The organism is Burkholderia sp. b14 (genome assembly GCF_900156195.1).
Taxonomy (GTDB): Bacteria; Pseudomonadota; Gammaproteobacteria; order Burkholderiales; family Burkholderiaceae; genus Mycetohabitans.
This window is the reverse complement of record NZ_FTPJ01000003.1, coordinates 2,170,099-2,182,862: the sequence shown is the minus strand read 5'-3', so window position 1 is coordinate 2,182,862 and position 12,764 is coordinate 2,170,099. Positions and strand designations below refer to the sequence as shown.

At 62.5% G+C, this 12,764-nt stretch carries 11 protein-coding genes and 1 tRNA gene; 7 read left to right on the top strand and 5 right to left on the bottom strand.

Annotated features, from left to right (window positions below):
* Positions 1-7: 7 nt before the first annotated feature.
* Complete coding sequence (locus B0B13_RS14550) at positions 8-1,744, bottom strand: proline--tRNA ligase (RefSeq protein WP_076796922.1); 1,737 nt, start codon at positions 1,742-1,744, stop codon at positions 8-10.
* A 112-nt stretch (positions 1,745-1,856) separates the two neighbouring features.
* Here B0B13_RS14550 and B0B13_RS14545 point away from each other — a divergent pair, with 112 nt between their 5' ends.
* Positions 1,857-2,567 carry an RNA pyrophosphohydrolase gene (locus B0B13_RS14545; RefSeq protein WP_083703755.1) on the top strand — a complete coding sequence of 237 codons (711 nt, stop codon included), beginning with the start codon at positions 1,857-1,859 and terminating at the stop codon, positions 2,565-2,567.
* 98 nt (positions 2,568-2,665) lie between these two features.
* On the top strand, positions 2,666-3,268 hold the full coding sequence (locus B0B13_RS14540; RefSeq protein WP_083703798.1) for a CNP1-like family protein: 603 nt from the start codon (positions 2,666-2,668) through the stop codon (positions 3,266-3,268).
* A gap of 104 nt (positions 3,269-3,372) precedes the next feature.
* On the opposite strand, the gene proB is transcribed toward B0B13_RS14540, so the two are convergent.
* The 4 genes from proB to rplU all read right to left on the bottom strand — a co-directional run bounded on the left by proB (position 3,373) and on the right by rplU (position 6,522).
* A complete protein-coding gene (gene proB / locus B0B13_RS14535) occupies positions 3,373-4,491 on the bottom strand; it encodes a glutamate 5-kinase (RefSeq protein WP_076797346.1) in 1,119 nt (372 codons plus the stop codon).
* A 53-nt stretch (positions 4,492-4,544) separates the two neighbouring features.
* Positions 4,545-5,663 carry an Obg family GTPase CgtA gene (gene cgtA, locus B0B13_RS14530; RefSeq protein ID WP_076785493.1) on the bottom strand — a complete coding sequence of 373 codons (1,119 nt, stop codon included), beginning with the start codon at positions 5,661-5,663 and terminating at the stop codon, positions 4,545-4,547.
* A 268-nt stretch (positions 5,664-5,931) separates the two neighbouring features.
* Complete coding sequence (gene rpmA / locus B0B13_RS14525; RefSeq protein ID WP_076785494.1) at positions 5,932-6,192, bottom strand: 50S ribosomal protein L27; 261 nt, start codon at positions 6,190-6,192, stop codon at positions 5,932-5,934.
* 18 nt (positions 6,193-6,210) lie between these two features.
* Entirely contained in the window at positions 6,211-6,522 is a 312-nt protein-coding gene (rplU, locus tag B0B13_RS14520; RefSeq protein WP_013434098.1) for a 50S ribosomal protein L21, read from the bottom strand.
* A gap of 247 nt (positions 6,523-6,769) precedes the next feature.
* On the opposite strand from rplU, the gene B0B13_RS14515 reads away from it, so the two are divergent.
* From B0B13_RS14515 to B0B13_RS14495, 5 genes are all read left to right on the top strand, one after another.
* Complete coding sequence (locus B0B13_RS14515) at positions 6,770-7,789, top strand: polyprenyl synthetase family protein (protein WP_076787448.1); 1,020 nt, start codon at positions 6,770-6,772, stop codon at positions 7,787-7,789.
* A gap of 30 nt (positions 7,790-7,819) precedes the next feature.
* Positions 7,820-7,896 (top strand) — tRNA-Pro (locus B0B13_RS14510).
* A 678-nt stretch (positions 7,897-8,574) separates the two neighbouring features.
* Positions 8,575-9,888, top strand: a complete 1,314-nt coding sequence (locus B0B13_RS14505) for an HlyC/CorC family transporter (protein WP_076796920.1) — start codon at positions 8,575-8,577, stop codon at positions 9,886-9,888.
* A gap of 202 nt (positions 9,889-10,090) precedes the next feature.
* Positions 10,091-11,449, top strand: coding sequence for a GspE/PulE family protein (locus B0B13_RS14500; RefSeq protein WP_076797345.1), 1,359 nt, complete (start codon positions 10,091-10,093; stop codon positions 11,447-11,449).
* Between the two features lie 14 nt (positions 11,450-11,463).
* Positions 11,464-12,690, top strand: coding sequence for a type II secretion system F family protein (locus B0B13_RS14495; RefSeq protein ID WP_076797344.1), 1,227 nt, complete (start codon positions 11,464-11,466; stop codon positions 12,688-12,690).
* The last annotated feature ends 74 nt before the right edge of the window (positions 12,691-12,764 follow it).

Below are 12,764 nucleotides of genomic sequence, written 5' to 3'. Positions count from 1 at the left end.
TGGTCCGTCAACGTGCCAGTGCCGCGCACACCCGCTCGACCACCCATGCTGCCGCCTGTTCGAGCGGCAACAGCGTCGGCTCCACATCGCGGCGGCCCTGATACTCGATCTTGCCTTCCTTGAGGCCGCGCTCGCCGATCACGAGCCGGTGTGGCACGCCGATCAATTCCCAATCCGCGAACATTACGCCGGGACGCTCGCCCCGGTCGTCCAGGATCACGTCAATCCCCGCGCCGAGCAGTTCGTCATAGAGCTTGTGCGCCTGCTCGCGCACTGCGTCGCTGCGCTCGTAGCCCATCGGACACAGCACCAAATGAAAGGGTGCAATGGCCTCCGGCCAGATGATGCCGCGTTCGTCGAAGTTCTGCTCGATCGCCGCACCGAGGATCCGCGTGATGCCGATCCCGTAGCACCCCATCGTCATCGGTGCCGGCTTGCCGTTCTCGTCCAGGAACGTCGCGCCCATGGCTTCCGAGTACTTCGTGCCAAGCTGAAATACATGCCCGACCTCGATGCCACGGCATAGGTCCAGCTCGCCGCGGCCGTCCGGCGATGGGTCGCCCTTGCGCACGTTGCGCAAGTCCGCCACTTCCGGCTCCGGCAGATCACGACCCCAATTGACCCCCGTCGTGTGGTAGTCCATCTCGTTCGAGCCGACAACGAAGTCGCTCATGTTCGCCACGGTGCGGTCCGCGACTACCTTCACCGGCTTGCGCGTGTTCAGCGGCCCCAAATAGCCGGGCGGCGCGCCAAACCAATCGACGATCTCCTGCTCGGTGGCGAACCGATAGCCGGCCAGCCCCGACACCTTGCCAGCCTTGATTTCGTTCAGTTCATGGTCGCCGCGCAGCAACAGCAGCCAAATCGTCGGGTCGGCACCCTCGTTATCCACGGCCAGCACGATCGACTTGATCGTGCGCTCCAACACAATACCCAGATAATCGGCCACCTGCTCGCATTTCGCCTTGCCCGGCGTGGCCTTCTTTGTCAGCGGCTCGCTCGGCGCTGCGCGCGACGCGATCAACGATACGGCTTCGGCAGCCTCAACATTGGCCGCATAGTCCGAGCTAGGGCAATACGCGATCGCATCCTCGCCGGTCGCAGCGATCACATGGAATTCGTGCGACCCGGTGCCGCCGATTGAGCCGTTGTCGGCCGCCACCGCACGGAATTCGAGCCCCAGGCGCGTGAAGATTCTCACGTACGCGTCGTACATCTTCTGGTACGACAGCTGCAGCCCGGCATGGTCGCGATCGAACGAATACGCGTCCTTCATGATGAACTCGCGCCCCCGCATCACGCCAAACCTGGGGCGGATTTCGTCGCGGAACTTGGTCTGCACCTGGTAAAAATTCACAGGCATCTGGCGGTAGCTCTTGATTTCCTTGCGCGCGATATCGGTGATCACTTCCTCATGGGTCGGTCCGACGACGAAGCCACGGTCGTGGCGATCCTTCACGCGCAGCAGTTCGGGACCATATTGCTCCCAGCGGCCGGATTCCTGCCATAGCTCGGCCGGCTGCACCGCCGGCATCAACAGCTCGACGGCACCCGCACGGTTCATCTCTTCGCGTACGATCGCCTCCACCTTGCGGATCGAGCGCAACCCGAGCGGCATGTAGTTGTAGATACCGCCGGCGACGCGGCGAATCATCCCCGCCCTGACCATCAACTGGTGACTGACGATCTCGGCATCGGCCGGCGCTTCCTTAAGCGTGCCGATGAAAAAACGCGAAGCTTTCATTCTTGAGAGGTTCCAAAACGAGGGCGCCGGCGCACCCGACTCCAGCCGGGTCGCACGGCGCCCATTAACTGTTTATAATCAAAGCAATTTTAAAGGATTCGAAGGTGGTTGTATGCTGGATCGTGAAGGCTTTCGCCCGAACGTCGGCATCATCCTCTTGAACGCGCGCAACGAGGTGTTTTGGGGTAAACGGCTGCGTGAGCATTCCTGGCAGTTTCCGCAAGGCGGCATCAAGTATGGTGAGACGCCCCTGCAAGCGATGTTTCGGGAGTTGCACGAAGAAACCGGTTTGAGACCCGAGCACGTCAAGGTCATCGGTCGCACGCGCGACTGGTTGCGTTACGAGGTGCCCGACAAGTACATCAAGCGTGAAGTCCGCGGTCACTATCGAGGACAGAAGCAGATCTGGTTTCTGTTGCGCATGATCGGACGCGATTGCGATATCTGTCTGCGCGCGACCGATCATCCGGAATTCGACGCGTGGCGCTGGAACAGTTACTGGGTGCCGCTGGACGCCGTGATCGAGTTCAAGAGAGATGTATACCAGATGGCGCTAACCGAGCTTTCCCGCTTCGTGCGACGGCAGCCCGGACGCCATGAACGTTCTGCGTCGCACCATGGCACCCGCCATCCAAAGGCGAATGCAAAAGTGGTAACGGTATCGATTAAGACGGTATGTTCGAACACCGAGTCCAGCGCTGAGCCTAACCCAGGTCGCGCAGCGACCGCAGTACTGGGCGTGGCTACCGCGGCGCTGGTCGTCGAGCCGGTCGACGCCAAGCCCGACCATGACTGCCACATGGGTTTGCCTGGCGGCGCATAGCCGCCTGAGCAAACCGCCGAGGGCCGCGGTCCGGAGATCTGCCTCTGGATCCCGGCCCTTGTGCTTTAATACACCACCTTTTGTGCCAGGAATTCGTCTTGAAACGCGTCTGCCCGCCTGCCTATCCATCGCGCCCAAGTCCGTGCCGCGTCACCGCCCTGATCAGCACGATCACCACTGCCGCACTGCTCGGCGCATGCTCGTCCCCGTCGCCGGAGCAGGGGCCCAAGCCCGGTCAGGACTTCGTCTACCTGCTGGAGCGCACGCAGAACTGGATCGAGAGCAAGGTCGATAAGTTGCCGCCGATGCCGCGCGCCGCGGACCTGCTGCCATTCGAGGTCTCCGCGACGACGAACCTACAGTTCGCCGTTGACGCGGCTTCCGTGTCGGTGGGCACTGACGGCGTCGTGCGCTATACGATCGTGATCACGAGCCCGCGAGGCGCACGCAATGTCTATTACGAAGGTTTGCGTTGTGAAACCTATGAATGGCGCCGTTATGCGGCCGCCGATGACAGCGGCGAACAATGGGATCGGGGCGCGGCAAACGGCTGGCGGCGCATCGAGAACGGCCAGCTGAACGCGTATCAGGCCGCGCTATACCAAGACTACATGTGCACGAACAAGATGCCGCAGGGCAAGGCCTCGTCGATCGTGCAGAATATCCGTTACAAACGGATCGCCGCATCGCGCTATCAATAGAGAGCCCCAATAGTGAGCCCCAGTAGCGACCCCGATAGCAGGATAGCAAAGCCAACCGGCTTCGCGCATCGCGGGTCCACCGCGAGGCGCGCACCTCGCTGGCGTTAAAGCATCACCAGGTTATCCCGGTGGATCAGTTCGGGCTCGAGCATGTAACCGAGAATCGACTCGATCTGCGCACTCGGATGGCGGCGAATCAGCCGCGCCTCGACGCTACTGTAGTTCGTCAACCCACGCGCCACCTCGCGGCCCGCTTCGTCCAGGCACGCAATCACCTCGCCGCGAGCAAAAATGCCTTGCACGTCGACGATGCCGATCGGCAACAGGCTCTTGCCGCCGGATGTCAGCTTCTCGACCGCGCCCGCGTCGATCACGACATGGCCGCGCACTTGCAGTTGGTCCGCCATCCATTGCTTGCGCGCGGCCATGCGGGCGGTCCGCGCAATGAGTTGCGTGCCAATCGACTCCGCCGCCGCCAGCCGGACCAGCACGTCCGGCTCTCGACCGCTTGCAATCACCGTATCCGCGCCGCTGTGCGCGGCGCGCTTGGCGGCCAGAATCTTGGTCAGCATCCCACCCCGGCCGATGCTTGTACCGGTGCCACCGGCCATTGCCTCCAACGCGGAGTCGCCGGCGTCGGCCTGTTGCACCAGCGTCGCGGCAGGATCCTTGCGCGGATCGGCCGTGTACAAACCACGCTGGTCGGTCAGAATCACCAGCACGTCCCCTTCGATCAAGTTCGCCACCAACGCGCCCAACGTGTCGTTGTCGCCGAACTTGATCTCATCCGTGACGACCGTGTCATTCTCATTGATGATCGGCACCACGCCGAGTCTGAGCAACGTAAGCAGTGTCGAGCGTGCATTCAGGTATCGCTCGCGATCGGCAAGGTCCGCGTGCGTGAGCAAGATCTGGGCCGTGCGGATCGAATACTCGGCAAAGCGGCTTTCATAGACCTGCGCCAGCCTCATTTGGCCAACCGCGGCCGCGGCCTGCAGCTCGGCGATCTCGCGTGGACGCCGGTTCCAGCCCAGTCGCTGCATCCCCTCGGCGATCGCGCCGGAACTGACCAGCACCACGTCCTTGCCCTGCTGGCGCAATGCGGCAATTTGCGCAGCCCATCTCCCGATCGCATCATGATCCAGCCCACGCCCGTCATTGGTGACCAGGCTCGAACCCACTTTCACAACCAGCCGTTTTGCATCGGCAATGATCGAACGCATCGTTGCGCCGTCCTTGTGTTCCCGTTCGGTATCGTGTTGCGCGGCGGCGACAGTCACTGTGTATCGGCGCCGGGTGGTGTCGCGTCGTCGCACGTCTGTGCGTCATCCCGGAACCGCACGTCGGCCGCCAGGTCCTCGGCATGCTGCGCACGCGCCGCCAGTCCAGTCTCGCTCAAGTAGTCGTAGACCGCATAACACAGATTCTCGCAGCCTAGACCGGTGAGCGCCGAAATCTGGAATACTGGTCCCTGCCAACCGAAGCGCTCGACAAAGTCGGCCACGCGCGCTTCGCGCTCGTGCTCTGCAATCATGTCAACCTTGTTCAATACCAGCCACCTCGGCTTGCGGTAAAGCGCCTCGTCGTACTTGCGCAGCTCGTTGACGATCGCACCCGCCTCCGCGACCGGATCGACGCCGGCATCAAACGGCGCAAGATCGACCAAATGCAGCAATATCCTGGTGCGTTGCAGATGCCGTAGGAACTGGTGCCCCAGCCCAGCGCCTTCGGCGGCGCCTTCGATTAGGCCCGGGATATCAGCGATCACGAAACTCTTCGTCGGTCCGACCCGCACCACACCAAGGTTCGGCGCAAGCGTCGTGAACGGATAGTCGGCGATCTTCGGCTTCGCGTTCGACACCGACGCGATAAACGTCGACTTGCCCGCATTGGGCATGCCCAGCAGGCCGACATCGGCCAGCACCTTCAACTCGAGCCTGAGCATGCGGCGCTCGCCCGGCTTGCCTTCGGTTTTTTGCCGTGGTGCCCGGTTCGTGCTCGACTTGAAATGCAGGTTGCCGAGCCCCCCGGCGCCGCCCTTGGCCAGCAGCACGCGCTGATCGTGCTCAGTCAGGTCGGCGATCAGCTCACCGGTATCCCGATCCGTGATCACCGTGCCGACTGGCATGCGCAACGTGATGTCCTCGCCTCCCTTGCCGTAGCAGTCCGATCCGCGCCCGTTCTCGCCGTTGCGCGCTTGGTGCTTCTTTGCGTACCGGTAGTCGATCAGCGTATTGATGTTGCGATCCGCGATAGCGTAAACACTGCCACCACGCCCGCCGTCACCTCCATCCGGCCCGCCGAACGGAACGAACTTCTCACGGCGCATCGATGCGCTGCCATCCCCTCCGTCACCGGCGATGACCTCGATCCTCGCTTCGTCAATGAACTTCATTCAAATTGCTCCGTTCGGCTTGCGCCGTTTGCCTGCTGCCGCCGACCCGCCGATCGTGCCGCCGGCGCCGCGATTTTGTCCGCGCTCACCAACGCGTTGCGGCACTCACAACCTATCTTGCCAGCACCAACAAAAAGGCCCCGCAGATTGCGAGGCCTTTTGCTTCGTCACGCCCGCTCTGCATCGGCAGCCCGGGGCGACGTCACCGGCGCGAGCCCGGCGGAGTGCCGGATCCGGTCAGCCGGTTCGCGTGGTGACCACCGGGTATTCAAGCAGCCGGGACCACGCTGACGATATGCTTCTTCGCCGCGCCCTTGACCGCAAAGCGGACATGACCGTCGGTCAGCGCGAACAGCGTATGGTCCTTGCCAATCCCGACGTTGTCGCCAGCATGCATCCGCGTGCCGCGTTGACGCACGATGATGCCACCCGCATGGATTGCCTGGCCGCCGAACACCTTGACGCCGAGACGCTTGCTTTCGGAATCGCGGCCGTTCCGGGACGAGCCGCCTGCCTTTTTGTGTGCCATCTGTGGACTCCCTGCGCGTTACGCGTTAATCGCGTCGATGCGCAATTCGGTGTAATTCTGGCGATGACCGCCATGCTTCTGGTAGTGCTTCCGGCGACGCATCTTGAAGATCGTCACTTTCGCATGCCGTCCGTGCGATACCACGGTAGCCTTGACGGAAGCCCCACCCACCAGCGGCGTACCGAACTTAATCGATTCGCCCTCGCCGACTGCGAGCACCTGGTCGAGCGTGATTTCAGCGCCAATGTCTGCCGGTATCTGTTCTACTTTCAATTTTTCGCCGGCAGCGACCTTATACTGCTTGCCACCGGTTTTTATGACCGCGTACATTGTTGAACCTCACTTGAAAAGCGGCCCGGATCCGGACCCCTTCATTGGTTTCGAACACGCGTTTTTTGCGCGCTTCGTGCGTTTCTGCGCGCCATGCACAGAAACGCTTGATTATATAGAGATTTTTAAGGCAAGTCAAAACCTGCTGCAGATCGAGCGCACACGAGCGGGCGCCTCGTCCGACCATGATCGACAAACTGGCGGCAAAGCACGGTCGGCCGCTCCAGTGCCTTATAATTCGCCTGTTTTGCTCCGCCCACCCTTTTTCCGGTTTACGTCGTTGACAGCCACCACCACCCCGTCCGCGGCCGCCACGCTAGCGCCGATCGCCGACGACATGCAACAAGTCAATCGCGTGATCCGCACGCGGCTCGCGTCGGACGTCGTCCTGATCAACCAGATCGCCGAATACATCATCGGTGCGGGTGGCAAGCGCCTGCGCCCCGCCCTGCTGTTGCTGGTGGCGAACGCACTGGGAGAGCGCAGCGGCCACCGGCATGAGCTAGCGGCGGTCATCGAGTTCATCCACACGGCGACGCTACTCCATGACGACGTGGTCGACGAATCACAGTTGCGGCGCGGCAAGCAAACCGCCAATGCGCTGTTTGGCAACGCAGCCAGCGTGCTGGTCGGCGATTTCCTGTATTCGCGCGCGTTCCAGATGATGGTCGCGTGCGGTAACTTGCGCGTAATGCAGATCCTGTCGGACGCCACCAACGTCATCGCGGAAGGCGAGGTGTTGCAGTTGCTGAACATGCATGATCCGGACGTGGATCAAGCGCGCTACATGCAGGTGATCCGCTACAAGACCGCCAAGCTGTTCGAGGCGGCAGCCCAGTTGGGCGCGGTCATCGCCGGTGCGCCCCCCGCGATGGAGGCCGCCGCGGCGGAGTTTGGCCGCACGATCGGCACCGCCTTCCAGATCATGGACGACTGGCTCGATTACACAGGCACGCCCGAGTCAATGGGGAAGAATGCCGGCGACGACCTGCGCGAAGGCAAGCCGACGCTACCGCTGATCTATTTGATCGAGCACGGCACCGACGAGCAGGCGCAGTTGGCCCGGGACGCCATCGAGCACGGCGGCACCGACCGATTCGACACGATTTTCACCGCCGTCACCGAGTCGGGCGCGCTCGACCACACGCTGCGCTGCGCCGAAGCGGAAGCACAGGCCGCGGCGCGCGCCATTTTTGCATTTCCAGATTCCCAATTCAAAGAATCGCTGCTACAATTATGCTCTTATTCAGCGGCGCGCCAGTCTTGAAAGAGACGAAAATGCTGAAGTGATCCAATTCGGGGTGTAGCTTAGCCTGGTAGAGCGCTACGTTCGGGACGTAGAGGCCGGAGGTTCGAATCCTCTCACCCCGACCAGAATTCTCAATAGGATCAGTGCCTTACCGGTCCTTCTAACTCGATGTCCATGTCGAGATAGAATAAATCCTACATCGGGTTACCCAAGGATGTCCCGCCAACTTGGCGGGACATTTTCTTTTTGACTGTCTTCCCTCACGTCAGCATTCATGGCTGCAAGCTTCATGGCCAGCAACGTTGGGTTCGCGGCGGACGCTCGTTCAAGGTGCCTCATAGCCGGCGGCTGTGAAGGTACGAGTGCAAGGTTCTCGCGTGGATCGATGCCAACCAGAAACCTCCGCCTCCGACTGCTCGGCGCCCGCACGGCCCCGTCCCACAAAAGCGCAGCAGACCGCCTGGCAGCGGCAAACGCCGGCGCCGTTCTCGCACTCGAAGGGAATACGATGACAATCGGCGTGCAGATAGACCCCGACGTGTGGCGTGCTGGCTTTCACGCTGGCGATGCGAGTCATGCCATGACACCATGCTCCGTCGGTCTCCACCCAGCCTCCTACTTTTCGGGCTGGATTGAAAGGAATGGGGAGCTGTGGCGGCTCAAAAGCGCTAATGCAGGGATGCAAAGAACCGGCAGGACGCGCGTCGCGCCAGTATGTCGCCCGCCGGGCTACTGCACGGACGCCCCCGGCGCTCTGATATAGTTGACTTCATCGTCCATTAGCCGGCATCCGGCTTTTTCACGTGGAAACTCTCCCTCTTTGGGCGCAAATTGGCGCCGTAGTCGTGCTGCTGCTCATATCGGGCTTTTTTTCAATCTCGGAAACCGCGATGATGGCGTTAAACCGCCATCGGCTCAAGCATTTGGCGGGCAAGGGCGTGGTGGGTGCGAAGACGACGCAGCGCCTGCTCGTGCACACCGACCAGTTGCTGTCCGTGATCCTGATCGGCAACAATCTGATGAACGTCATCATCCCGGTGCTCACGACATCGATCGCGCTGCACGCGTTCGGCAACCACAGCGCGGTGCTGTCGATCACCATCGGGATCGTCGCATTCCTCATCATCGTGTTCGCCGAGATCACACCGAAGATTGTCGGCGCGGCCTATCCCGAAAAGATCGCGTTGCCGGCCAGCCTCGTCATCAAGCCGCTGATCACCCTCGCCCGCCCGCTGGTGTGGTTCGTCAACATGCTGGCCAACGGCATCCTGCTCGTGCTGCACATCAATACGAAAAGCGGGCGTGAACTGCGCATGTCCAACGACGAATTGCGCAGCGTCGTACTGGAATCGAGCAGCTTCATGCCAAGCAAGCACCGCAGCATCCTGCTGAACCTGTTCGATCTGGAGAGCATCTCGGTCGATGATGTCATGGTGCCACGCCGGCGCATCGAGGCGCTAGACTTCGATGCGCCGTTCGACCAGTTGGTCCAGCAGTTGGAAACCTGCTACCACAACAAGTTAGTCGTCTATCAGGGGGACATTGACCGCGTGCTCGGCATGCTTCATGTGCGCAAGACCCTAGCCGCGTTGCACAACCAGGAATTCGAGCGAGAAAAACTGCGCGAGTTGCTCACGGAGCCCTATTTCGTGCCCAGCGGCACGCCGGTCTTCCAGCAGTTGCAGTTCTTCCAAGAGAACCGGCACCGGATGGCGCTGGTCGTCAACGAATATGGCGAAGTCCAAGGGCTGGTGACGCCGGAGGACATTATCGAGGAGTTGATCGGCGAGTTCACGACGACATTGCCGCGCACGGCAAGCGGCGCGGCAGGCGGCTGGAACGCGCAAGGGGAATGCATCGTCGCGGGCGGCATCCCATTACGGGAGTTGAACCGCCGGCTTGGTCTGCGGTTGCCGCTTGATGGTCCAAAGACGTTAAATGGCCTGATCCTGGAACTGTTGGAGGCCATCCCGGAAGGCGACGTGAGCCTGGTGGTCGGCGACACGCGCATGGAGGTCATGCAGATCGACAATCAAGCCATTCGCACGGTGAAACTCTTCCGGCCCACGCGGTTGGACGCCGCGCACGCGGTGGCAGCACGGCAGCACGCCCGCTAGCCTATCAGCAAAGCGGTACGCCGGCCCGGCAGGACACCAACGCGATTGGCCGTTCGGCTGAATGGCGCGAATGCAGCGAGCACGCGACGATAAGTAGGTCTTTATTGCATTGCGCCGTCAGCACATCGCCAGCATGCCCAATCACCCGTTGTTCCCAGCCGTGCCACCGTCCCCTGCGGCGCACGGCGCCCATCCCATATCCATGCGGTCCACGGCTGAGCCGCCCGTGCCGCGCGAAGCCGATGAGCACACGCGTTCCGGTTTCACGGCGCCGGCCGCACCGGTGCGCTCGGCTGCGGCGCCCGTCGCTACCAAGCTGACGACGCGTGCGGCACAGCGTGCCCGCGCGCTCGCACACGCTGCGCAATCAGACGACACCGACGCACCGGCGGTACGCCTGCTGAACGATTTATTTGCACAAGCCGGCGCGTGTCGCGCCTCGGATATCCATATCGAGCCGAGCCGACACCAATGGCAAATTCGGCTGCGGATCGACGGTCGACTACATCGCCTCGACAATCCACCCGCGCACCTGCGTGACGCAGTCATCACACGAATCAAAGTGCTGTCGCGACTGGACATCGCGCAGCGGCGCGCGCCACAGGATGGCCGGTTGCGCATCGCCGTGTCCGGCACCGAGTTCGATGAATTCCGCGTGTCAACGCTGCCCACGGTATTCGGCGAAAAAGTGGTGCTGCGCCGCCTTGATGCGCTACCCGATGGGCTGGATCTAACAGGACTGGGTTTTGACGCCGCCCAGTTGTCCGCCGTACAGCATGCGTTGCGCGTCCGACAAGGCATGGTGCTGGTCACCGGACCCACGGGCAGCGGCAAGACGCTGACGCTCTATACCTTCATGCGCGAACTCGATCGCGATGCGTTTAATCTTTGCACGATCGAGGACCCGTCCGAGATCGAGCTCGCCGGCGTCAACCAGGTGTCGGTCAACGACCGAGCAGGCTTGGGTTTCGCATCGGTGCTGCGCGCGTTGCTGCGGCAAGACCCGGACGTGATCATGGTCGGTGAGATCCGCGATACGGAAACCGCCTCGGTCGCCATCAACGCTGCACAAACCGGGCATTTGCTGCTTGCCACGCTGCACACTAATGATGCGCCAGCGACGCTCGCGCGACTCACGGACCTGGGCGTGGAACCGTACAACGTGGCGGCAGCGGTCAAGCTCATCACGGCGCAACGGCTGGTGCGGCGGTTATGCAACGCGTGCCGGCTCGCCGATACGCCCGACCCCGTCGCGCTGCGTGCGGCCGGCATGACGGCCGCACATGTCGACCAAGCGCTGGCGGGTTATTGGCAATCCTATCGACCAGTCGGCTGCACGGCATGCCGCGGCACCGGCTTTGTGGGCCGCTGCGCGATCCATCAGGTCGTGCCCGTAACCACCGCACTGCAACAGCGCATCGCAGCGCGGACGCCGACCCATGCGCTGGCAGACGTGATGCGCGCAGCCGGTCTGCAAACATTGCGGCAATCCGCGCTCGCGCGTGTGCGCGATGGAACGACATCGCTGCATGAAGCCCTTGCGGTGACGGACGATGCGTGATGGATTGGCGCACGATGCAGCCTCCTATCCAAGCCGCTTCGCCCCGTCGGCCGGCGATGTCCCGCTTCCATTGGCGAGGCATCGGCGCCGACGGCCGCCGACGTCGCGGCACGCTCGTGGCGCTCGACGCGCGTTCGGCACTCGAGCGTATTCGGCGCGACAGGATTGTCGCGGTCGAGCTCATCGAGGTCCGCGCATGGTGGAGTCCACGCGTACGCCACGCCGATCTGACGCGCGCCACGCGACACTTGGCCATGCTGCTGCGCAGTGGACTGTCGCTGCAACCTGCGTTGGCGCTGGTGGCACAGCACACGAGTGCGCCACTGAAACCCCTATTCGAAACCGTGCTGCGAGACATCACAGAAGGCAGTACGCTGTCCAGGGCGCTGCAACGCCACAGCCATGTGTTTCCGGCCGCGTACTGGCGGCTTGTCGAGCTTGCGGAACACACCGGCTCACTCGATACGATCCTCGCTCAACTGGCGGACACTCGTGATCGCGTGGCCGCACAACGTGCGCGGCTGCGCAACGCGCTATGGTATCCGACGCTAATCCTCGCGCTGGCACTGAGCCTGTGCGCGCTACTGCTGGTCTGGGTGGTACCGACATTCGAGCAAGTGTTCGCCGGATTTGGCTCGCAGTTGCCTAAACCCACGCGGATCGTGGTCGCGCAGTCCCGGCAGTGGCTAGCTCACGGCCCGGCGATGGTCGCGGCGGGGGGCCTCGGGATCGCGTGCGGCATGCTTGCCTGGCAACGCTCGCCACGGTTTCGCCTGCGCCTGCATGCACTGCTGTTACGTGCGCCGCTCGTGGGCCCTATCGTGCAGCGCGCGGCCATCGCGCGCTGGAGCCATGCGCTGGGCCAGGTTCTCGATGCTGGCATCGCCCTGGCCGACGGGTTCGATGCCGTGGACGGCATTAGCGGCAATGCCGCGATGGACGCGGCAACACGCGACATCGCGGCACGCGTGCGCGTCGGCGCAAGCCTGGCCGATGCCATGCGTGCCAGCACCTGCTTTCCGCCCGACGTCGTGGCCACGATCGCACTTGCCGAACAAGCCGGCACGCTCGGCACGACGCTGGCCGACATCAGCGCTTGGAATGACCAGCTCGTGGCGGAACGAATCGGCCTGCTCGCACAACTGGCCGAACCGCTTATCATTGTCGGGCCCGGTGCGCTGATTGCCGCACTCGTGGTCGCCATGTATTTGCCCATTATCGAAATGGGTAACGTAATGTAATTTCAATCAGGTAGCATCGCGTACCGTTCCTCGCTGGCCATCGACATGCATTCGTTTTCTGTCATCGTCCCCTA